Raw genomic sequence first — 21066 nt, forward strand, 5'->3', positions numbered from 1 at the left:
GCTCCATGGCGATGTTGTTGCTGCGATCACGCAGGACTGGCTGCGGGTAGTTGTTGAGGTCTGAACCGAGAGGGGTGCGCCCGGTCAGGGCCGTTTGGAGCACTGCCGCTGCGTCAGAGCCCGAAGGCTCCGCCACTGACGAGGATCACGACGCCGAGGCCGATGAGAACGACGGGAAAGAGGATGTCCTCCCAGCGTTCGAGCACTTCCGCGATCGGCGGGCGGGTGGCGACGAACTTTGCCAGGGCCACCAGGACCGCAACGAGCGCGAGGAAGATAACGCAGTAGGCGACCACTGCGAGAGGTTCCACGCTAAGGAATACAGGGGTGTAGACACCGATGTTGTCGCCGCCATTGGCAAACGTGACGCCTGCGACTGTCCAAACGCCGACCTTCTTGCCGGCAACCTTGGCCTCGTCGTCATCGTCGTCATCGTCTCCGCGCCAGGCCTCCCATGCGGCCCAGAGGCCGAGGCCCAGGGGGATGAGACCGAAGTACGGGATTGCGGTCGAGGGCAAGAATGCTCCGGCGCCCATGGTCACCAGAACCGCGGCACCGAGGATGCCCGCGAATCCGAGGTACTGGCCGGCCATAATGCGCGCGGTTGTGCCGCGCTGGCCTGCCCCTCGCGCGAAGAAGAGAGAGAGCACGATGATGTCGTCGATGTTGGTAGCTGCGAACAGGCCTATCGCCTGCAAGACCGAGGTGAGGATCATGCGTCCTCTCCAGCTGCGTAGCACCCGGGAAGCGAGCAGGCGGGATCGATGCACGGGGCATCTACGTCTACTGCCAAGGTAGCCTCGACCAATGTAGTCAGCGCCTGCGCCAGGTGCGGATCGGCGATCTCGTATCGCGTCCGACGCCCCTCGGGCTCGGAGACGACAATCCCACAATCGCGCAAGCATGCCAGGTGGTTGGACACGTTCGAGCGTGTCAGGCCCAGATCTCGGGACAGTTCCGCCGGGTAAGCGGGATGGTCGAGCAGGGTCAAGATGATCCGGGATCGAGTGGGGTCGGCCAGTGCACGACCCAGGCGGTTCATCACGTCGAGGCGCGAAGCAATAGTCAGCATGCACTGAACTATACAGCAAGCACTGAACTGATCAAGGTCCGGGTAGTGGTGCAGCTGTGTGCGCTGCTCAAGAGACAGTGGAAGTAGCAGAGATGGCAGAGATGCCGGCAAAGTTGCGAAAACAGCGTCGCCAGCTCGAGATTCGAGTTGCGCACGAGCCTGGCGTAGTTCGCGAGATCGGTTTTCAGGCCCCAAGCAATGACCCGAACAGGACAAAACCCGATGGCCTCATCGTCTTGAACCGGGAAGGCTCAAACAAACTTATCTATATCATCCGCAGCCTCGACTCGGTTCCCGTTTGCAGCGGGGACACCTCGGGGTTCGACGACGGTTCGCGCCGCCAAGGAGAGCCTTACCGGATGGATTGCCGAGAGGGACAACGAGGGAGACAATACTGGTGACGGTGCATACTTGGTTGAACCACGCTCGTTTCTGGTGATCGGCCCATGTGCGATTTGTTCACGGTGGAGCGTGAATCTTGCCGAGAGGCAGGAAGAAGCGGAAGCGGAATTTTCTGACTTCCCGTTCTAAGGAGCGCTCCTGCTCACGTCATATAATTGACTTCTGTCGTGTAACCGGAGTCGGAACCCGGTGTAACCGGGGTGTAGCCAAGAACCCACTACAACTGGTCGGGGAGTTTACTGAAAGTTCCGAAGTCTCGAGACATCGTTCCGGTGATGTCTCGGAGCTTTTTCGTTTTATTGCCGTTATCGCCGGGGCCCTGCGTAGACGTTTGGCCCCTTCAATATCGCAGATACCGATAGTAAGACCCCGATTTCACCGTTCCTGGGCGTTGTCGGGGTCTTAGTATCGGTATCTGGCGAAACGGGGCGCATCGGCTTCATTGGCGGTAGTGATCCTGGAATCCATCACCCCTCCGGCATGTTCATCGTGCGAGGGTCAGCGGGTTAGTCCCTACCCCAGCGCACCTCTGAGCACCCGCTCCATGACCCAACCGAAGTTGCATACAGACATGCCTGCGTGCGGACCAGCACGAAGGAGGTAGCGCGACACGAGCACGCCGAGCAACACCGTTGAGAGGTCGATGACGGCCTCATACGCGCTTGCGGTAGTGGGGCGGGGGTGCCGCGCCTTGATTTTTCCGCCTCAGCGAGAATCTCCCGCTCGCTGTATCCGGTGACAGGGTCGGGTGTCCTTGCCGTTGAAGACGATGCGGTGAGTAGCGAGCACCAGCTCTTTGTGGACGAGGGACGCGTCGAGCACGCAACCCGCGACGAAGTCACGGAACGCACCGGAGCGGATTTTGATGTTGGTCTTCGTGGTGCCTTCGCTGCTGTACTGGATTCTCATTGATACGCGAACGTTCGGGCGGATCGCGCACGCTATCTTTGCGCTGTTCCCTATCCTGGTGATGCTCCTCGTCGCGTCGATCACGACGCTGCGGAAGCGCCGCTCAGGCACACTCGAGCGCACACCCACCATGCCCGTATCGCGCGGCTCATTCATCGCCGGTTACGCGTTGGCGTTCGCGCTGCGCTCATTCGTGCAGACACTGATTACGGTCGGAGTGTGCGTGGCATAGCTCGGCGTTGAGGTCGACGGCTCACTGTGTGGCTTCTTCGCCATTGCGCTTCTCGACGCCCTGGTGGGCACCGCCGCAGGCCTCACCGCCTCCGCGTTCGCCCGCACAGAGTTCCAGGTTGTCCAGTTCGTTCCGGCCGCGGTCGTGCCCCAGTTCCTGCTGTGCGGACTCACCGTCCCACGCGCGGACATGCCGGGAATCCTCGAGGCGGTCTCGCTGGTGTTCTGCGCGGTGCTGATCGGCGTGGCGTCGCTGAACCTGCGCCGCCGGCAAACAGACGGATGCTCCGCGTGCCCACGGAGGTGGCGCACCCGACCACACGTCAACGCTGGCTGCCAGAGTCCTGCAACCTTACTCAAATCTCGGTTACACTCACCAACATGAAACGCGGACTCGCCAGCACGCTCCTGCTCGCTTCCGGCCTTGCCATTAGCGCATGTGGCGCCCCTAATGCAGCTCAGGATTCACCCGAAACCGTGACGGTGAAGCAAACCGTCACCGAGTACGAGGATCCGACGCCCGCCCAGGCTGCGCCACCTGCCGAGGAGGCGGCCCCGGAAGCCCAGCCGGAGCAGCCCGCGCCCGAGGCTGCGCCGGCACCTCCGGCGGGGAATCACAACATCAATGTCGGCCAGGTCGGCGGCGATTGCGGAACAACCGATTCCGGAATTCCAATCAAGGCAGGCTCGGCAACCTCGTGCGAATTCGCCGCCGCGATGTTCGATGCCGCACTGCAAGCCACATTCTCTGTTACCCACGTGGCGTCCTCAGAGGTTACCCAGGTGCCGCATGCAGCTGTCACGGTCGCAAGCCCCGTCACCAAGGAGACGTACAACCTTGACTGCCGCCTGGGCAGCGACTGGGCAACGGTGACCTGCGAAAAACCCGAAGACCGGACCGTGAGCGCTTGGTTCACCCCCGAACTCCCAGACCGGATGAGCAACTACGTCGACATTGTCGAGAACTACGGATAGCGCCCCCGGGAGACCGGCGGGGGTCCGGGGCGGCCGTACCGGATCGTATACGTCGAGGCCGCGGGGACGCCGATAAGCTGCCGCTAGAACTCAGCCGGCATGATGATCCAGGCGGCGAGGTAGGCCAGGAACATCGGGAAGATGCCAAACAGAAGCAGGATGACGGCCAGCACACGGATGACGGTGGCGTCCATGTCGAAGTAGTCGGCGAATCCGCCGCACACGCCACCGATCATCTTGTTGGTCATGGAGCGGGTCAGGCGCTTCGGGGCCTGGTTGGGGTTGTAGCTCTGGTAGGTCATGATCGGTCCTTTCTCTCAAATCCTTGTCGGTACACCACCCATTAAACGTGCCTGGGAGGCGGCCGACAACGGGGTTTCCCCGGAGATACACCCCGATCTTTGACCCCTAGGGGGTGTTGTACGGGCGAGCGCGCTCCGTCATCGGCTGCGCACCGCGGTAGTCGGCGTAGCCTGGGACGTTGGTGACGTCCATGATTCCTTGGAAGAACTGCTTCAGCGCGCCAACGGTGCTGGGGTCCATGTGGTCAAACACCACTCGGCGGACACTTTCCACATGCTCGGGGGCGGCAGACTCGAGGCGGCTCATGCCCTCCGATGTCAGGCACACAAGCACTCCCCTGGCATCTCCGGGGCTCTTCTCCTTGGTCACCAAACCACGCTTTGCCATCCGCGTGACCTGGTGGGAGGTCCTGGAGCGGTCCCACTCCAGCTCGCTGCATAGGTCCCGCAAACGGAGCGCCTGGTTTTCCGCCTCCGAGAGTGTGACCAGCACCGAAAACTCGGACGAGGAAAGGTCGGACTCCGCCTGCAACGTGTCGTCCAGCACGCGGGAGACCTTTCGCGACGCAGCGAGCATGAGGCGCCAGAGTTCCTGCTCTTCGTCGTTCAGCCAGCGGGCATCGTGTTTCATACTCTGCACCATAGCGGATGTGACTGCCCTAACAAAATAAGTGAATTCAGTTCGGGCGCTCCAGCTCCTCTCCTTTCCGCTAGTCCGCGTCCCCGTCCGCGAATGCGCTCCCAGCCTGTTTGAGCTCGTCGATGTGGACGGTCCGCGCAGTGGCGACGCGGTCGAAACGCTGCGGGAAGCACGTGAGCACCAGCACCTGCGCGGTCCTCCCCACTTGAGAAAACAGCGTGTTCATCAGGGCCAGGCGCTCCGGGTCGGTCGCACCGAGCGCATCGTCCACCACGACCGGCACCGGCGCGGAATCCCCCTCGGCGGACACGAGGTCCGCAATGGCAAACCGTGTCAGCAGCGCCAGCTGTTCCTTCGCGCCGCCAGACAGGGAGCTCAGCGGCACGGTCTGCTCGCCGATGGAGCGGTCCGTAATCTGCAGGTCGTCGCCGAAGTTGAACGCAACGTCCTTGCCGTAGATGATGCTGGCCCGCTTGCGCACCGCGTCGCTGAAAGGCTTAGTGTACTTGGCGCGCGCCGCGTCGCGGTGCGCGTGCAGTGTCTCCCGCAACAGGCGGATCGCGTCCGCGCGACGGGTCGCCTTGGCAAGCGCGGTCTCCGCCTTCTCCAACACGGCTTCGGCCTTGTCCGCCTTCTCCGCAGCACCCGCCGCCTGTTCGATCCGGCCGCGCAGCTCGGTGATGCGAATCGTGGCCTCGTGCTTCCGCTTCTGCATATTGGCAACCCTGGACTGCTCGCCCTCAAGCAACGTCTGGGCGAGCTCCACGTCCGCTTCGGCCGCGGCGGCGGTGAGTTCGTCGGCGTCCTGCTTTGCCGATTGCAGCGCCGCGGTCGCAGCCACGAGCGCCTCGTCGAGCGTCTGCTGCGTCTGTGCGGTTTCTGCCGCCTGGAACTCCTTGTTGGCGTTGGCTGTCTCGTTCGCCTTCGCATCGACGCGGGCTTCAAGTACCGCGAGTTCCTTCGCTGCCTTTTGTTCCGCGTAGGGCTTCAGCGCTGCCTCGGCGTGGTCCGCTTCCTGCTCGGCCTTTGCCAGCGCGGCGCTGGCCTCCTTCACGGCCGCCTCCGCGTCGGACTCGCTGATCTCACTCCTCGCGCTGTCTGCCGCGTCGGCCAGTTCTTCCAGTACCGTCACGAGGCGGTCGCGCTCCGCGACGAGGGATTCGCGGTCCGTGCCCGCAAGCACGTCCTCGCGCCGCCGGCGCGCGGCCTCCACCTTGGACTCGTGCGCCTTGTAGGCGTCGCGCGCGTCGCGCATCGCGTCGACGGACTCGCACCCGGCATTTTCCAGCAGGCCGGCGAGCGCCTCCTCCGCGTCCCGTACCGCCTCTCGGGGGTCCTTCGCCCCCTGGGCTGCGCGGTAGGTGAGGTCGTATCCGCCGATGGCCAGCTGCGTGCCGTCGAAAAGCTGCACCTCGGTGCCCTCGTCTACGCGCACCTCCCGCCCATCAACGTCGATGGTGCCCTGCTTGCCCGCGATGGCAAGCTTTGCCGACGCCGCGTCGCGGAGCTTCCGCTGCAGCGCCACCTCGGTTTCTGCCGCCTCCGCGGCGCGCACCGCCTTCTCTGTGATCTCCTTGCTCGGCGCCTGCTCCAGCAGTTCCTTGTAGGCCTGCTCCGCCTCGTCAACGCGCGCGAGGTGCGCCTTGAGCGTCTCGAGGCGGTGCGTCGCGCGGGCGACGTCGCGGCGCTGCTCCGCCTCCTTCACCGCGGCCCGGGCGCCGACGAGCGCTTCGCGGGCCGACGCGGAGGTGGTGCGAAGCTGCTCCAGCTTGGCGGCTTCCTCCTCGCTCGCGGTTCGTGCCGGCTCGAGGGATCGTTCCAGCTCGGCGTAGTCCGTACGCAGAGTGTCGACGCGCTCGGCCAACGCGGCACGCCCGGCCAGGTCCTTCTCCGCGCGCTGCACCTCAATTGCCGCCTGCGTGTACTTCTTCTGCGCGTCCGCCACCTTTTCGGCGAGTTCCTTCGCCTTGGTCGCGTCCTCTTCGCGCTCGGCCAGGTCGGCCTGCGCCCCCGGGAGCTCCGCGTCGACCTGGGCGATCTCTTCCTCGCGGCGCGACACCTCGTCCACAAACGCGCTGAGGCGCTCCACTTCGGCGACGCACGCATCGCGCGCTTCCGCAGCGGCCTCCACGTCCTTTTCCAGCTGCTTCACCGCCTTCTTCGGCTTCGGCGGCGTGCTGTTGGACCAGTACCTGGCGTACTCCTCCTCCACGGCCTGCATGAGCTGCGTGTCCTCAGTGGCGGAGTCGCCCTGCTCGTCGCTGCCGTCGAGCGCCCTGGTGATCGAGGGCACGCCTGCGGCCTCCACGGCTGGGTCCAGGTCTCCCTGGCGGAGGAAGAGCGTGTCCATGAGCGAGCGGTCCAGGTGCTCGTCCAGGATTCGGAACAGCTCGTCGTCGGCCTTCCTGCCGGAGAAGTTTTCCCGGCGCGGCGCGCGGACGGTCAGCTCCGCCTTCTTCGACTTCACCCAGCGCTTGTGCACCACAAAGGACACCTCGCCCATGGTGGCGTCGAGCCAGACCTCGGGCCCCACGTCCTTGCCTACGGGCGCGTACTTTTCCACCTTGTTGCCGCTGGCGGTATAGCGCTCGCGCAGCACCAGGTCGAGCGCGTCCAGGATGGTCGACTTGCCCGCCTCGTTCGGCCCGTGGACGATCACCACGCCCGTGTCGGGCAGGTTCTCCAGCTTCAGGTGGTCGATGGCGCGGAAGTTCTTGATTGTCAGGGAGTGGATTCGCATTGGCTACTTCGCCTCCTGGGAGAATCGGAACAGCAGGTTGACGGCGTCGCGCGCGGTCGGATCGCCCTGCGCGGCCTCGCCGACGAGCTGGTGCATCGCCTGGCTGGCGTAGCCGGTCAGCGGGAGGTTGTCTAGCTCCTCCTCCCCCGGCTCGAGGTGCAAGTCCATGAGCCGGTCCCGCTCGTACAACGCGGCGAACACCGGCTCGAGCGCTGCCAGTTCGCGCTCCAACGTGCGGGTCGCTTCGAGCCCCAACGTTCCGGTGAGCGCGTACTTAATCACCGTGCGGTCCTTGTCGGGGTACGCCCGCAGCTGGTCGATGACCTCGGCGACGTCTTCGGCGTCGGTCACCTCCCAGCCGAGCGCGTCGAACGTCCAAATCCCGGTGCGTACCTTGTCCACGGACACCTCGGAGGCACCGCAGTCCTTGGTCACCGTGACCACCAGGGCGTTGCCGGAGTCGGATTCGCCGCCAGCCACAGCGCCCGAGAAGCCCGCGGGGCCCGCAGTGCCCGAGCGCTCCGCGTAGTCTGTGGTTTCCGGGGCTCCCGAGAACCACACCTTGCCCGAGGAGCCCAGCGAGGCCGTCGAGTGCGAGTCACCCAGGGCGACGTAATCGATCACTCCGCGCAAGAGGGCATCTTCGAGGGGGTCGAGGTGGATCAAGGCTTCGTCATCAACCGTGCCAAAGCCCTCCACCTGGCCATGGCCGACGAGGATGCGGACCCGGTCCGAAGGCTCGAGGGCGCGGACCGCCTGCGCGCACAGGTCGTCCGAGGGGTATTTGGTCAGCAGCGGCGCGCCGACGATGTCGACCCCGTCCACCGCCTCGATCGGCTCCGAGGATGAGAGGACGGTGACGTTCTCGATGTCCTCCGTGCGGCTAAAAATTGAATCCGCAACGAGCGGATCGTGGTTGCCTGGGAGTAAGAAGACCGGGACCGGCAGGCGGCGCAGTGCCTCGAGCGCGCGGCCAAGTGTGCGTTCCTCCAGCGAATTGTGTTCGAAGACGTCGCCGGCAATCACAATAAAGTCCGCGCCGCGGTCGCGCGCCAGGTTACCCAGCGCGTCGATGGAGCGCTCCCGGGATTCGTCAAAACGAGCCTGGGCCTCGGGGCTTAAGAACTTTCGGGTCATGCCGATCTGCAAATCGGAGCTATGGATAAATGTTGCGTGCGTCATGCTTTACACAACTACCAGGCCGACCGGACACCCGCCCTACCAACATAGAATATATATTCCAAAATGCTATGCTGAGCAGGCAGTTTAATCGGTGGTGAGGTCGTCATACAGCTCGGTGATGTCAGAGACCGCGCGCAGCTGATCGATGTTGGTAAAAGACACCGTCTGCATCGCCCGGTGCAGCAGCCCCGTGTCCGAATCATCAATCATCGGGGCTACCTTCGGGTGCGGCAGCGGCGGCAGGTCCCGCCCGGCCCAGAAGTACTTGGAACCCGGCTCGGTGTTCTCCCGCGCGATGGACGTCGCCTCCTCGCGCACCGACTGCTCCACCGAAGCCATGCTCAGGTCGCGCAGCGTGAACACCAGCGACGGCGTGGTGTGCACGCGCGACGCCGCCACCTGGGCCAGCGCCACCGCGTGCTTGCACACGGACGCGCTGTCCGGGCACGTGCAGGAGAAATACACCTCGTTTGGGCTGGAGAAAAGCATCACGTCGAGCACTGTGTCCGGGAAGTCACCCTGCATCGCGCGCTCGAGCGCGCCCGGGTTGCGCGCCAGCTCGCCGACCGCGACGCGCACCTCGCGCGGCGCGCGGAACGGCAGCATCATCGAGACCTCGAACGGGTAGTTTTGGCTGCCCACCACGGAGGCGTTGATCCGCGCGTTGTTGAACTCCAGGTTCACCACGTGGCCCTTGGAGGCGTAGTCGCGCCCGCGGTTCGCCCGGCCCAGGTCCGTCTTGCGGAGCGCCGCGTTGACCACGCGCTGTGCGGGCGCCGACATGGTAGATAAAGCGCGCGCGGACAGCACCTTCTCGCCCGTCTCCTCCGCGGACGAGACGCGCCGGCGCTCGCCAAAGTTGGCGTAGATGACGTTGTCCTCGCTCGGACGCTTCTTCCCTGCCACTTACTCGGTCCTCCCTCGGAAGCTGATCAGGCGGGCCAGATCCTCGGTGTCTAGCTCCGTGATCCAGCCTTCGCCCTCGCCGACCACCGCGCCGGCCAGGTGCATCTTGCCGTCTAGGACGTCCTGAATGGACTCCTCCATCGTGCCCTTAGTGATCATTTTGTACACCGTCACGTCCCGGCGCTGCCCGATGCGGAACGCACGGTCCGTCGCCTGGTTCTCCACCGCCGGGTTCCACCACCGGTCCATGTGAATCACCACGGAGGCGGCGGTGAGGTTCAGCCCGGTACCGCCGGCCTTCAGGCTGAGCAGCATCGCCCGCGGCCCGTCGTCGCGCTGGAACTGCTCCACCATCGCGTCGCGGGCGCTCTTGCCTACCCCGCCGTGCAGGAACGGCACCTTCTCGCCCAGCTGGTCCGACAGGTACGGCTGCAGCAAGTCGCCGAACGCCTTGTACTGGGTGAAGATCAGGACGCGCTCGTCGCGCTCCACCGCTTGGTGCAGGAGCTCCATGAGCTTGTTTACCTTGCCCGAGCGGTGTGCGCCCCGGATGGTCACCGGCGAGCCGTCGCCCAGAAAGTGGGCCGGGTGGTTGCAGATCTGTTTGATACGCGTGATCGTGGCCAGCACCAGCCCGCGGCGCGCCATCCCTTTACGCTGCTCAAGCTGCTGCTTCATCTCGTTCACCAACGCCGTGTACAGGGCCGCTTGCTCTTGCGTCATCTCCACGGCGACGACGTGCTCGCTCTTTTCCGGCAGGTCGTCAATAATCGCGGCGTCCGTTTTCACGCGCCGGAGGATAAACGGCGCCGTGAGCCGCTGCAGCCGCTCACCCATCTCATCGGCCAGGCATTCGTCGCGCCGCGACTCGATCGCCTTAGCAAAATGGTTGCGGAAAAACGCCTGCGAGCCCAGCATTCCCGGGTTCACAAAGTCCAGCAGACTGCGCAGCTCGGACAGCTTATTTTCAATCGGGGTACCCGTCAGCGCAATGCGGTGTCGCGCAGGGATCGCCCGCACGCTTTTCGACGCCTGCGTCCCCGAATTCTTAATCGCCTGGGCCTCATCGCACACCACGTGATCCCACTGCACCCGGGCCAAATCCGTGAAGTCTCGCCCGACCACGCCGTAGGAGGTAATCACCAGATCCGCCTCGTCTGCCTTGGAAAACAGCGCATCGCCCTTGGAACGGTTCGCGCCGTGGTGGACCACCACCTTCATCCCCGGGACGAAGCGAGCGGCCTCGCGCGCCCAATTGCCCACGACCGAGGTCGGTGCAACCACCAGCGTCGGCCCGGAGCGGCGGCCCGCCGCCTCCTCGACCGCGAGCAGAGCGAGGAGCTGCAGCGTCTTGCCCAGCCCCATGTCGTCGGCAAGCACTGCCCCGAGGTTGTTGCGCGACATGTAGTAGAGCCAGTCCACGCCGCGGCGCTGGTAATCGCGCAGCTCCGCGTGCACTGCCTCGGGGATGTCCACGCGCTCCGGGGCGGGCCGGTCCTGGCCGCCGACGAGCGAGGTAAACCACGTCGAGCCGGAGAACTCCACGGGCGATTCCGTCGCGGTCTCGAGCGCGAGTTGGCGCAGCTCGGCGGCGGACACCTGCCCCTTGGTCTCGTCGTCGGCGAGCTCCTCGTAGCGCGCGCGGGCCTCGTCCGCCAGCTTGCGCAGCTCCGCGGCGTCGTCCGAACCGGCGGCCTCAGCCAGCTTGGCGCGCGTCTCAGCGGCTTCCGCCTCCAGGCGCGCCTTGTCGGCTGAGCTTCGCTGCAGCCGCTTCATGTACTGCTTGGTGCGCGACAGGTCCTTACCGTCTGCAAGCACCCACTCGCCGCGCAGCTTAACCAGGCCAGACTTGGAGCGAACCAGCTTTTCCATCTCCTCGTCGGTCAGCTCCATATCGCCGAGGGAGACGCGCCAATCGTAGGAGACGAGCGTGTCAAAGCCCATCATGGTCACGGTGGAGGAATCGTACGGGTTCTCCGGGCGGGTCACGTGCAGCTTCGCCGAGGTCTCCGCCGTGGACCATGCCTTGGGCAGCATAACGGCAAACCCGGCCTGGCGCAGCTTCGACGCCTCTGTCTCCACGAACCGGACAATTTCTTCCGTGGTGAGGAAGCTGTCCCAATCTCCCCTTCCCAAGTCCCGGATCGTGGACCCCTTGCGCGGGTGCCGGCGGTAGTCCACCAACTCCGTGACATCGATCGCCGCCTCGATGGACTCGCGCAGCGTCTGCGCGGTCTGGGCATCGAAGTCGGACAGACGCGCGGGCCGCGGGGCGTCCGTCCCGGCGCGCACCTGCACGCGCACGGGCCACTGCAGGTCCTCCGCATCCTCCGCGGCGTCGGCGTCCTCCGGCTCGTCCTCAGGGGCCTCCACGAGGAACACCAGCTGCAGGTTGACCGCGGTAATGGACCCGCCCCACTCGTTGATCTGCTGCACCAGCGACGCGTTTCCGCGGCGCAGCGGGGTGCCAAAGACCAGCGATGCCACGAAGTCGTGCCACGGGTAGGGCCGGACTCTCGACGGCACGCCAACCGCCTGCAGCCGCGCTGTGGCGATCCAGTGCGTCAGGATTTGCGCGAGATCTTCGCTCAGGTTGGGGTTGTTCAGCGACAGCACGCCGGGGGCGGCGGCGATCATCTCCGCCAACCAGCCGCGTTCCTGCACCCCGGTGCCCAGCTGCCACTGCGCATACCAGTTCCCGTCGCGCCGGGGCACGTGGATGGTCACCCGGCCCGCGCGCACGAATTGGTTCAGCCCCAGGTACGCGCGGACCAGCCAGCGCAGATCCGGGGCGATCGTCTCGCGCTGCGCCTCGGTGCTGAGCATGGAGCTTTCGTCCAGATGCGCCAGCGCAGCGAGGAACTCGATTGCGGTGCTCGGGGAAAACGTCGCCGTCGGGGCGCGCAGAATCGCCTCTTTGCCCTTCGGCGTTTGCAGCTGCAGCCGCTGGCGGCCGCGAAAGTGGTTCTTGCTCAGCAACGACTGCACGTGCGACGGGAACGTCCCGTCGCGGACGGCGTCGATCGTGACAACTCTGTGGCCAGAGACCTGCTCAATCCAAATATTGAGCCCGGACTCCGGCAGCCAAAGTCCGTGGAGCAGGTATTCAGGCATACCCACCCTTATACCACTCCGGGGAATATGCCGGGCTCGCAGGTTCGCTCGCAGGCGCGGACGACCACGCGTTTCTTCCAATCCCCCACACAGCACTTGTGTGCTGCGTTACGCTTTTTCCAACTCATTACCTAGTTACCCCCAAGGAGATGCACGTGACTGAGAGTTTCTGGCTCGTCATGGCCATTGTGATCTACTTCGGTGTCATGGTAGCAATCGGGTTCTACTCGTGGCTCCAGACGCAGAAGTACGACGATTATGTCCTCGGCGACCGCGGACTCAACCCTTTCGTTGCCGGACTTTCCGCAGGCGCGTCAGATATGTCCGGCTGGCTGCTCATGGGCCTGCCCGGCGCGCTCTTTGTCTCCGGCATGAGCGAGCTCTGGATTGTCATCGGCCTGTTCCTGGGTTCGTGGGCCAACTGGAAGTGGGTCGCGCCGCGCCTGCGCGCGTACTCCGAGGTGTCCAACAACTCGATCACGCTGCCCAGCTTCTTTGAAAACCGCACCCGCGACACCTCGCGCGTCCTGCGCATCGTCGCGGCCGTGATCATCATCTTCTTCTTCACTTTCTACGTCTCCTCCGGCATGGTCTCCGGCGGGCGCTACTACGAGTCCACCTTCGGCGGCAACTACCTGGTCGGCATGCTGATCGTCGGCTCGATCACGGTCCTCTACACCTTCATCGGCGGGTTCCTGGCGGTTTCCTACACCGACGTGGTCCAGGGCGGACTCATGTTCCTCGCCCTGCTGGCCGTGCCCATCATGGCGCTGGTCGCCGTGGACAACCCGGGCGAGATCTTCTCCTACGCCACGGACCACCCCTATGGCCCGTGGCCGGAGGGCAACCCCGACTACTTCAACCTGATCGCCGGGGTGTCCGCTGCGACCATCATCGGCAACATCGCCTGGGGGCTCGGCTACTTCGGCCAGCCCCACATTGTCACCCGGTTCATGGCGCTGAAGTCCCCCTCGCAGGCAACATCCGCTCGCCGCACGGGCATGATCTGGGTGGCCATCTGCTACGCCGGCGCGGTCTTCACCGCGATGGTGGGCACCATGTTCTTCTCCCAAACCACGTACTCGGTTACAGACCAGTCCGGCTACGAGACCGTCTTCTTGGACCTCGCCCGCATCCTTTTCCACCCGCTGCTCGCCGGCTTGGTGCTCACGGCCGTGCTGGCCGCCATCATGTCCACCATGTCCTCGCAGCTGCTTATCACTTCCTCGGCACTGGTGGAGGACCTGTTCCGTATCTTCCGCAAGGATCCCAGCCACACCACGCTGCTCGTCGCGTCGCGCACCATGGTTGTGCTCATTGCCATCATCGCCATGATCATGGCCGCCCGCCCCTCCGACACCATCCTCGGCCTCGTCGGATTCGCGTGGGCAGGGTTCGGCGCGGCCTTCGGGCCGGTTGTTTTCGCGTCTCTCTACTGGCGCCGCCTCACCGCGCCCGGTGCGATCGCGGGCATGATCGTCGGCGCCGTCACCGTGTTCGTCTGGGGCTCGACCGAGGTGCTCGCCAACACCATTTACGAGATCGTCCCGGGCGTCATCCTCGCCACCGCGGCGATGGCGATCGTCTCGCTGGCCACCACACCGAAGCCGGGCGTGGAGTCCGAGTTCGACCAGGCCATCGCCGTCACCGACTACGCCGTGCGCCACCCCGAGGCCACGTTCGAGGACGCGCTCGGCGCCACCCAGCGCGCGAAGTAAATTCTGCGGCGGTTGGAACCGGTGCCACCCCGCGCGCGTCTAACAATGTATGCGCTACTACCTTGCCCTCCTCACCGTCGCCACCCTGTTCATCGCCCCGTTTCCCACCCCGCGCTCGCACATTGTGGCCAGCGCCGGGCCGCCGCGAGCCACCGTGCTCGGCTACTCGCGCGAGGAGTTCGGGCAAGGCTGGGCGGACACCGGCGACGGGTGCACCACCCGCACCAAGGCGTTGGCGATGGCGTTTGGCGGGGATGGTGTGGCGTCGATAAGCTGCTCGACCCCGTACACGAGCTGGGGCGCCGCGCCGATCGACGACCCCTACACGGGCACCGCGATCACTCCCGCGGACGTCGAGCTCGACCACCTCATCCCGCTGTCCGCCGCGTGGGATCTCGGCGCGCATGCGTGGCCGCGTCGCACGCGCAGCGCCTTTGCCAACGACCCGCGCAACCTCGTCGTCGTGTCCGCCGCGGCGAACCAGGAGAAGTCGGACCAGCTGCCCAGCGAGTGGATGCCGCCCGCACGGAGGAAGCGGTGCGCGTACTCGCACCGGCTCGCGGACGTGGCGCAGGCGTATCACCTCGTGCTTCCCGCGGAGGATTTGCGCGCTATGCGACGCTCATGTGCAGGGTTTTCCGGCCTCATCGGCGCCCGCTCGCTGAGTGGTTCCCAGGTTCATGCGCAAACCGCTGGCCGCGAACTGTGACGATCGTGCACGTGTCCATTACAGTAAGTCACCATGGTTACCTTTTTCACCGCCCTGCACGTCGTGGCCGCGATCATTCTGCTCGGCCCCGTCGTTGTCTCTACGTCCATGTTCCCCAAGCAAGCCGAAGAATCGCGCAACGGCGGCGAGGAAGCAACCGGCCGCGCATCCGTCCTGCACAAGGTGACGACCACCTACGGCATGCTCTCCGTCCTGGTCCCGCTGCTCGGCGCGGTCGTCATGGCCTCCGACTGGGGCACCTACAAGACCAATTACTTCCTGCACACGGCGATCATCCTGTCCGTGATCGCGTGGGGCCTGCTGTTCTTCCTGGTCATCCCGCAGCAGCGCAAGATGATGGGCTCGCTCGGCGCGCTCTCCCCTGCGGAAGGCGACGCCTCGGACGTTGCGCCGAACTTTGAGAAGGCCAAGGCCGCTGCCACCGCAGGCTCCGGCATCTTCAACCTGCTCTGGCTGCTCACCTTCGTGCTGATGTTCCTGCCGGCGCCGGTCTAACCCGCCCAGAACGCATCTGCCCCGCCGCGCGCGGGGCTTTTTCGTGCCCCTGAACGCGCGGCTACTTCATAAAGGTCTGAGCAAGCTGGGCGAGCAGCGGCACCACGATAGCGAGGATGGGCACCACGATGGCCAGGATCTCGCCCGGCGACTTCTCCGAGCTGGACTCAGCACTAGACCCGTTCTCCGAGGATCCGGACGAACCGGCAGTGCTCTTATCAATGACGCCGTCGTACAGCCCGGCCTCGTCCAGGCCGGCGGCGGCGAAGAACTCTCGGCTGGCCTGCTCGGAGGTGATCGCGCGGCCGTCGCGAGGCGCTGCTCCCCAGCCCATCGGCTTCCCCTTCACGTGCACCGGGCCAAGCCAGGCCTCGCCGACGCTGTTCGGGTCCGCCGGGCCGACCGATGTCACGCCCAAGAAGCCCTGGCCCTCCACCCAGATCGGGCCACCGGAATCGCCCTGCTGCCACGTGGATCCGCGCAGCGTGAAACTCTCGTTCACCGCGCGGTAGAAGGTGCCGCAGCTGATTTCATCGGTGCCCAGGTGCGACGTTTCGCCGTGGTAGCACACCTTCGCCCCGCGCTTTACCGCGGACGGAGCCACGATCGTATCCCCTGAGTAGACGTTGTCGCCCAAGCGCACGTCGCGGTCCCACTCGATATAGCCCCAGTCGTTAGAGAAGGCCCCGTCGTACTTGGTCGACGGCCGGAACGTGCCCATGTCCTTGGACTGCTTCCCGGTGGCGCGGTCCACGAGGTGGACGCGGTCACCCTCCTTGCCGCAGTGCGCGGCGGTGTAGCTGATGTGCTGGTCCTTGTCGTTGTAGCCCAGGGTGCACCACCCGATGCTCGTCCCGATGGCCATGCCCTGAACGGGCGAGTCGAGCTGCGCGGCCCCTGCCGGGGCGGGCACGAGCAGGGTTGAGGTGAGGAGCGCGGCGGCGAGCAGGGAACGGGAAGAAGACATGGGGTCCACCTAGCATTGGAGAAAACTGGAAGCGAACTGCAATTCGCCCGAATATCTCCTAAGTGTAGTGCACAGAGGCCGGTTCCGGCAGGCCGAAGCGGGAAAATACCCCAAACACAGTACTGACCGCCCGGCGGAGCAGCTCCCCCGCCGGACCGACCGAGGACCCGCCGCGCGACACCGGGGCAGCCAGGTTCTCCATGTACAGCCCCATCAGCTGCGTTTGCGACACCGCCGGGCCGTCGCTTGGCACAACGCCAACGACGAAGTTGGCGCCACCGACCACGGGGAGCTGGCGAGCCGCCCACTGGCTGGAAATCACGCCGACGAAGCCGCGCCCCGGCACCCACACGGGCCCGCCGGAGTCGCCGGCGCGGGTGAGCGGGGCATCCACAAAGAACGTGTTCCCCACCGAACCCGCGAACTTTCCGCAGGTCTCGCCTCCGCCGCCGTGGCTGGTGTTGCCGTGGTAGCACACCGGCTCGCCGAGCGCGATGTCGTTCGGGTGCACCCAGCCGTTCCCCGAGTACCCATTTCCCCCGATCGCCACGCCCGGGTCCCACTGGATCGCCGCCCAGTCATTGCCCAGGCGCGAGTCGAACGCCTTCGAGCGGAAGAACGTTCCGACGGGGCCGCTCGACGCGCCGGTCGCGGGGTCCACGATGGCCACCCGGCCGCCCTCGCGCCCGCAGTGCGCCGCGATCAGGCTGCGTTGGTGCGCGGGATCGCTGAAGCCCACCGTGCACTTTCCCCCGCCCTCAACGACCACCACGGAGCCCTGCGCCACCACCGGCTGGGCAGCGGCGGGCTGCACGCTTATCGACGCCACCGCCATCGCCCCGAGCACGCACCCCACAACGGCTCGCGCCACCCGGCTTCCTGATGGCGCTGACAGTCCTGTCAGCGCGCGATGCGTTCCCCGGTGAAGTCCGAACATGGCACCCTTTCGCAGTGGAGGCAGTGAAGTCCATCTCACTCTACTGTGCGGGTGTGGTCTGCATTGGAACCACCCCGGAAAGCGCAACGGGGCCGGCGAGCGCTGTGCTCACCGGCCCCGTTTCCGCAGCGAGGGCCTAGTCCCAGTGACGCTTACCGCGCCCGCCCCTGTCGCGGCGATCGCCGCGGAACTTGTCCCGGCGATCCTTGTGGTCGCCGAAGCCACCGCGGCGCCCGCGACCGCCTCGGTCGCGCGGGGGTGCGCCGTGATCGCGCTGGATGTTAATCAGCTGACCGGAAATCCGGGTGTCGGAGAGCCGGTCCAGGACCTTCTTGTCCAGCTGCTTCGGCAGCTCCACCAGGGTGAAGTCTCCACCGATGGTGATGCGGCCGAAGTCCTTGGAATTGAGGCCACCCTCGTTCGCCAGCGCGCCGACGATGGCACCCGGCCGGACGTGCTGGCGCTTGCCCACATCCAGACGGTAGGTGTCAAAGTTCTCGCTGTCGTTGTGGCGGCGCTTGCCGCGCCCGCGATCGTCACGGTCGTCACGTCCGCGACGGCCGCGCCCACCACGGTCGTCGCGATCCCAACGGTCGCGATCGCGCCGGTCGCGCTTGTCCTTCGGCGGCTCCTTCATGAGGAACTCGTCGCCCGCAAGCGCCTGCGTGGCGAGCGCTGCGGCGATGTCATCCATCGGCACGTTGTTCGCCGCCGAGTACTCGCGCACCATGGATTTGAAGATCTGCAGGTCGGACGCCTCGAGGGATTCGGTGATGGAGTCCATGAACTTCGCCTTGCGGCTCTCGTTGACCTCGTCCACGGTGGGCAGGTCCATCTCTTCGATCTTCGCGTTGGTCACGCGCTCGATGGAGCGCAGCATGCGACGCTCGCGCGGGGTGACAAAGAGGATCGCCTCGCCGGACCGACCCGCGCGGCCGGTGCGGCCGATGCGGTGGACGTACGACTCGGTATCGTTCGGGATGTCAAAGTTGAGCACGTGCGAGATGCGCTCGACGTCGAGGCCGCGGGCGGCGACGTCGGTGGCCACAAGGATGTCCAGGCGGCCGTCGCGCAGTTGATCCACCGTGCGCTCGCGCTGCTGCTGCGCAATGTCGCCGTTGATGGCGGCGGCGGAGAATCCGCGGGCGCGCAGCTTCTCGGCCAGCTCCTCGGTCTCGTTCTTCGTGCGGACGAAGACGATCATCGCCTCAAACTCGGTCACCTCAAGGATGCGGGTGATCGCGTCGAGCTTGTTGCGGTGCGCCGTGAACAGATAGCGCTGCGTGATGTTGGTGTTCGTACGGGTCTCCGACTTGACGGTGACCTCTTCGGGGTCGTTGAGGTAGTCGCGGGAGATCCGGCGGATCGCCTTCGGCATAGTCGCCGAGAACAGGGCCACCTGTTTCTCGTCCGGCGTGTCCTCCAGGATGCGCTCGACGTCCTCCTGGAAGCCCATATTGAGCATCTCGTCGGCCTCGTCCAGCACCAGGAAGCGCAGGCTGGAGATGTCCAGCGAGCCCTTCTCCAGGTGGTCGATGACGCGGCCCGGGGTGCCCACGATGATCTGCGCGCCGCGGCGCAGGCCAGACAGCTGGATGCCGTACGCCTGCCCGCCGTAAATCGGCAGGATGTGCACGCCGCCCAGGTGGTCAGCGAAGGACTGGAAGGAATCGGACACCTGCAGCGCCAACTCGCGCGTCGGCGCGAGGATGAGTGCCTGCGGGTACCGCTTGCTCGTGTCGATGCGGCTCAGGATCGGCAGCGCAAACGCTGCGGTCTTGCCCGTACCGGTCTGCGCCAGGCCGACGACGTCGCGGCCCTGCATCAGCAGCGGAATCGTCTCCGCCTGGATTGCGGACGGCTTTTCAAAGCCGACCTTCTTCACTGCCGCGATCACGTTGTCCGGCAGGCTCAGCGTGGTGAAGCCGTTTTCCGGCTCTGCATTCTCCTCGCTGGACTCGTTCGGCGTCGTTGCTTCGGTTGCTTCAGTATTTACGTTCTCGGTGGCTTCTGCAGTCTTCTGCGCAGAAGCGCCGGTGTGCTCAGAGGAACCCGCATCCCTGGTGTCTTCTGCAGCGGCAGGCTCAACTGCGTCCGCTGCGACATCCTGCGGGGTGTTCTGAGTTTCCGACAAGTTCATATCCGGCCCATTTTCGCTGCCGGTCGCGTTTTCGGAATTGCTCATTGCTTCACCAGCGTACGCCACATGGAGCCCCAGGACTATTCCGCAAGTTGGCCATCCGCACCCCGCGCTGGCGTTTCCACCCCCGTTTGGCTGCAACTCACTACACCCACCCAATGTGACATGTCCCGCAATAGCGCAGTAGTGTTTCCCGCATGACTTCACCGCTCGCGCTGACCCTGGTCGGGTTGGCCATCATCCTCGTCACCGTCGGCGTGCTCCTCAAAGGCAAAATGCACCCGATTATCGCCATGACCCTCATCCCGATCATCGGCGCGCTCATCACCGGCTTCGGCATCGGTGACATCACCGACTTCTACGGCGAAGGCCTCGAGCGGGTCATGGGGGTGGTCGTGATGTTTATCTTCGCGATCATCTTCTTCGGCATCCTTTCCGATGTCGGCCTCTTCGACCCCGTCATCACCGCACTCATCCGCGCCACGCGCGGCCAGGTCATGCTGGTCACCCTCGGCACCGCCGCGATCGCGATCGTCGCGCACCTCGACGGCTCCGGCTCGACCACCTTCCTGCTCACCATCCCGGCACTCCTGCCCCTGTACAAGGCGATGCGGATGTCCCGCTACGTGCTGCTCACCCTCGTCGCGCTGTCCGCATCCGTGATGAACATGATCCCGTGGGGCGGCCCAGTCGGCCGCGCCGCCAGCGTCATCGAGGCCACCCCCAACGAGATCTGGGCCCACCTCCTCCCCGCCCAGGGCATCGCCATCGTCCTCGTCTTTCTTGTCGCCGCAGGCTTCGGCCTATCCGAGAAGCGCCGTATCTCGAAGCGATCGCTTCACGACGCCACCGCCACCGTCGACGTCAACGCCATCGCCGAAGAGTTCCGCCGCTCCCAGGCGGAGGAGCGCGCCAAATTCAACCTCACCCCGCGTACCGGCACCTGGGTCACCGCGATCAACGTCATCGTCACCCTCGCGCTGATCGGCGTCCTCGTCTCCGGCATCACCTCGCCCGGGCCGGCGTTTTTGGTGGGCACGGCGCTGCTGCTCATCACCAACTTCGCCACCTTGGACGACCAGAACGACGTGCTGCGCCGCCACGCCCCGACCGCGCTATCCATGGCCGGCGTGATCCTCGCCGCCGCGATGTTCCTCGGTGTGCTCGACGGCACCGGGATGCTCGAGCAGATCGCGCTCTCGCTCATCTCAGTCCTGCCCGCGTCCGTCGGTGCCTACATCCACGTCATTGTCGGCCTGCTGGGCGTGCCCCTCGACCTGGCCACCTCCACGGACGCCTACTACTTCTCGGTCCTGCCCATCGTGCAGGAAACCTCCGCGGCGTTCGGCGTTTCCGGCATGGGCGCGGCCACCGCCATGATCGTCGGCAACGTCATCGGCACGTTTGTCAGCCCGTTCTCCCCTGCCCTGTGGCTGGGCCTCGGGCTGGCCGGTGCCAACATGGGCAAGTACATCCGCGTCGCGTTCCCGCTGTGCTGGGGCTTCTCGGTCGTCCTCGTGCTCGGCGCGTTTGCGACCGGGATGATGGCGTAATAGGCCCTTCCGATCACCCGCCGCAAAACAGGAACATTGCCGTACTATGTGCG

18 protein-coding genes are annotated in these 21066 nt (G+C 65.5%); 7 read left to right on the forward strand and 11 right to left on the reverse strand.

Going from position 1 to position 21066, the window contains the following annotated elements; genetic code table 11:
- Positions 1 to 113: 113 nt before the first annotated feature.
- Together FPH17_RS03450 and cmtR are read right to left on the reverse strand one after the other, a co-directional pair.
- Positions 114 to 716 carry a cadmium resistance transporter gene (locus FPH17_RS03450; RefSeq protein ID WP_154878700.1) on the reverse strand — a complete coding sequence of 201 codons (603 nt, stop codon included), beginning with the start codon at positions 714 to 716 and terminating at the stop codon, positions 114 to 116.
- Positions 713 to 1072 (reverse strand): Cd(II)/Pb(II)-sensing metalloregulatory transcriptional regulator CmtR, encoded by a 360-nt coding sequence (cmtR, locus tag FPH17_RS03455; protein WP_154878701.1) that lies wholly within the window; start codon positions 1070 to 1072, stop codon positions 713 to 715. The genes FPH17_RS03450 and cmtR overlap by 4 nt, the downstream gene beginning before the upstream one ends.
- Before the next feature lie 1267 nt (positions 1073 to 2339).
- On the opposite strand from cmtR, the gene FPH17_RS12005 reads away from it, so the two are divergent.
- The 3 genes from FPH17_RS12005 to FPH17_RS03465 are packed head-to-tail and all read left to right on the forward strand — an operon-like array spanning position 2340 to position 3589.
- Positions 2340 to 2615 (forward strand): hypothetical protein, encoded by a 276-nt coding sequence (locus FPH17_RS12005; RefSeq protein WP_203085481.1) that lies wholly within the window; start codon positions 2340 to 2342, stop codon positions 2613 to 2615.
- Positions 2616 to 2639: 24 nt separating this feature from the next.
- On the forward strand, positions 2640 to 2999 hold the full coding sequence (locus FPH17_RS12195) for an ABC transporter permease (RefSeq protein ID WP_414437250.1): 360 nt from the start codon (positions 2640 to 2642) through the stop codon (positions 2997 to 2999).
- Positions 2996 to 3589, forward strand: coding sequence for a hypothetical protein (locus FPH17_RS03465; protein WP_154878702.1), 594 nt, complete (start codon positions 2996 to 2998; stop codon positions 3587 to 3589). Before FPH17_RS12195 ends, FPH17_RS03465 begins: the two co-directional genes overlap by 4 nt.
- Positions 3590 to 3672: 83 nt before the next feature.
- Here FPH17_RS03465 and FPH17_RS03470 read toward each other — a convergent pair whose 3' ends face one another.
- From FPH17_RS03470 to FPH17_RS03495, 6 genes are all read right to left on the reverse strand, one after another.
- On the reverse strand, positions 3673 to 3891 hold the full coding sequence (locus FPH17_RS03470) for a PspC domain-containing protein (RefSeq protein ID WP_095275938.1): 219 nt from the start codon (positions 3889 to 3891) through the stop codon (positions 3673 to 3675).
- A gap of 106 nt (positions 3892 to 3997) precedes the next feature.
- Positions 3998 to 4522, reverse strand: a complete 525-nt coding sequence (locus FPH17_RS03475; protein WP_095535079.1) for a MarR family winged helix-turn-helix transcriptional regulator — start codon at positions 4520 to 4522, stop codon at positions 3998 to 4000.
- A gap of 79 nt (positions 4523 to 4601) precedes the next feature.
- Positions 4602 to 7271 (reverse strand): AAA family ATPase, encoded by a 2670-nt coding sequence (locus FPH17_RS03480; protein ID WP_154878703.1) that lies wholly within the window; start codon positions 7269 to 7271, stop codon positions 4602 to 4604.
- Positions 7272 to 7274: 3 nt separating this feature from the next.
- The gene (locus FPH17_RS03485) at positions 7275 to 8453 is read right to left on the reverse strand and encodes a metallophosphoesterase family protein (RefSeq protein WP_154878704.1); all 1179 of its coding nucleotides are present in this window, start codon (positions 8451 to 8453) and stop codon (positions 7275 to 7277) included.
- A gap of 84 nt (positions 8454 to 8537) precedes the next feature.
- Positions 8538 to 9359 (reverse strand): hypothetical protein, encoded by an 822-nt coding sequence (locus FPH17_RS03490; RefSeq protein WP_154878705.1) that lies wholly within the window; start codon positions 9357 to 9359, stop codon positions 8538 to 8540.
- Positions 9360 to 12473, reverse strand: a complete 3114-nt coding sequence (locus tag FPH17_RS03495; RefSeq protein ID WP_154878706.1) for a DEAD/DEAH box helicase — start codon at positions 12471 to 12473, stop codon at positions 9360 to 9362.
- 155 nt (positions 12474 to 12628) lie between these two features.
- On the opposite strand from FPH17_RS03495, the gene putP reads away from it, so the two are divergent.
- From putP to FPH17_RS03510, 3 genes are read left to right on the forward strand one after another with little or no spacing between them, the layout of a single operon-like run.
- Positions 12629 to 14191: a sodium/proline symporter PutP gene (gene putP, locus FPH17_RS03500; RefSeq protein WP_203085479.1), complete on the forward strand. Its 1563-nt coding sequence runs from the start codon at positions 12629 to 12631 to the stop codon at positions 14189 to 14191.
- Positions 14192 to 14240: 49 nt separating this feature from the next.
- Positions 14241 to 14900, forward strand: coding sequence for a GmrSD restriction endonuclease domain-containing protein (locus FPH17_RS03505; RefSeq protein ID WP_154878708.1), 660 nt, complete (start codon positions 14241 to 14243; stop codon positions 14898 to 14900).
- A gap of 33 nt (positions 14901 to 14933) precedes the next feature.
- The gene (locus FPH17_RS03510; protein WP_154878709.1) at positions 14934 to 15416 is read left to right on the forward strand and encodes a DUF2269 domain-containing protein; all 483 of its coding nucleotides are present in this window, start codon (positions 14934 to 14936) and stop codon (positions 15414 to 15416) included.
- A gap of 61 nt (positions 15417 to 15477) precedes the next feature.
- On the opposite strand, the gene FPH17_RS03515 is transcribed toward FPH17_RS03510, so the two are convergent.
- The 3 genes from FPH17_RS03515 to FPH17_RS03525 all read right to left on the reverse strand — a co-directional run bounded on the left by FPH17_RS03515 (position 15478) and on the right by FPH17_RS03525 (position 19505).
- Positions 15478 to 16383 (reverse strand): trypsin-like serine protease, encoded by a 906-nt coding sequence (locus tag FPH17_RS03515; RefSeq protein WP_154878710.1) that lies wholly within the window; start codon positions 16381 to 16383, stop codon positions 15478 to 15480.
- Positions 16384 to 16441: 58 nt separating this feature from the next.
- The gene (locus FPH17_RS03520; protein ID WP_095548410.1) at positions 16442 to 17254 is read right to left on the reverse strand and encodes a chymotrypsin family serine protease; all 813 of its coding nucleotides are present in this window, start codon (positions 17252 to 17254) and stop codon (positions 16442 to 16444) included.
- A 202-nt stretch (positions 17255 to 17456) separates the two neighbouring features.
- A complete protein-coding gene (locus tag FPH17_RS03525) occupies positions 17457 to 19505 on the reverse strand; it encodes a DEAD/DEAH box helicase (RefSeq protein WP_154878711.1) in 2049 nt (682 codons plus the stop codon).
- Positions 19506 to 19657: 152 nt separating this feature from the next.
- Here FPH17_RS03525 and FPH17_RS03530 point away from each other — a divergent pair, with 152 nt between their 5' ends.
- Positions 19658 to 21013, forward strand: a complete 1356-nt coding sequence (locus FPH17_RS03530; RefSeq protein WP_122086278.1) for a CitMHS family transporter — start codon at positions 19658 to 19660, stop codon at positions 21011 to 21013.
- Positions 21014 to 21066: the final 53 nt, after the last annotated feature.

This window comes from Corynebacterium gottingense (assembly GCF_007559235.1).
In the GTDB taxonomy this organism is placed as follows: Bacteria; Actinomycetota; Actinomycetes; order Mycobacteriales; family Mycobacteriaceae; genus Corynebacterium; species Corynebacterium gottingense.

Bases quoted from the DNA above. Each gene is read 5' to 3' on its own strand.
- FPH17_RS03475 (WP_095535079.1), bottom strand. From the start codon at position 4,522: ATGAAACACGATGCCCGCTGGCTGAACGACGAAGAGCAGGAACTCTGG.
- FPH17_RS03480 (WP_154878703.1), bottom strand. From the start codon at position 7,271: ATGCGAATCCACTCCCTGACAATCAAGAACTTCCGCGCCATCGACCAC.
- cmtR (WP_154878701.1), bottom strand. From the start codon at position 1,072: ATGCTGACTATTGCTTCGCGCCTCGACGTGATGAACCGCCTGGGTCGT.
- FPH17_RS03495 (WP_154878706.1), bottom strand. From the start codon at position 12,473: ATGCCTGAATACCTGCTCCACGGACTTTGGCTGCCGGAGTCCGGGCTC.
- FPH17_RS03450 (WP_154878700.1), bottom strand. From the start codon at position 716: ATGATCCTCACCTCGGTCTTGCAGGCGATAGGCCTGTTCGCAGCTACC.
- FPH17_RS12005 (WP_203085481.1), top strand. From the start codon at position 2,340: ATGTTGGTCTTCGTGGTGCCTTCGCTGCTGTACTGGATTCTCATTGAT.
- FPH17_RS03510 (WP_154878709.1), top strand. From the start codon at position 14,934: ATGGTTACCTTTTTCACCGCCCTGCACGTCGTGGCCGCGATCATTCTG.
- FPH17_RS03505 (WP_154878708.1), top strand. From the start codon at position 14,241: ATGCGCTACTACCTTGCCCTCCTCACCGTCGCCACCCTGTTCATCGCC.
- FPH17_RS03525 (WP_154878711.1), bottom strand. From the start codon at position 19,505: ATGAGCAATTCCGAAAACGCGACCGGCAGCGAAAATGGGCCGGATATG.
- FPH17_RS03470 (WP_095275938.1), bottom strand. From the start codon at position 3,891: ATGACCTACCAGAGCTACAACCCCAACCAGGCCCCGAAGCGCCTGACC.
- FPH17_RS03465 (WP_154878702.1), top strand. From the start codon at position 2,996: ATGAAACGCGGACTCGCCAGCACGCTCCTGCTCGCTTCCGGCCTTGCC.
- FPH17_RS03515 (WP_154878710.1), bottom strand. From the start codon at position 16,383: ATGTCTTCTTCCCGTTCCCTGCTCGCCGCCGCGCTCCTCACCTCAACC.
- FPH17_RS03530 (WP_122086278.1), top strand. From the start codon at position 19,658: ATGACTTCACCGCTCGCGCTGACCCTGGTCGGGTTGGCCATCATCCTC.
- FPH17_RS03485 (WP_154878704.1), bottom strand. From the start codon at position 8,453: ATGACGCACGCAACATTTATCCATAGCTCCGATTTGCAGATCGGCATG.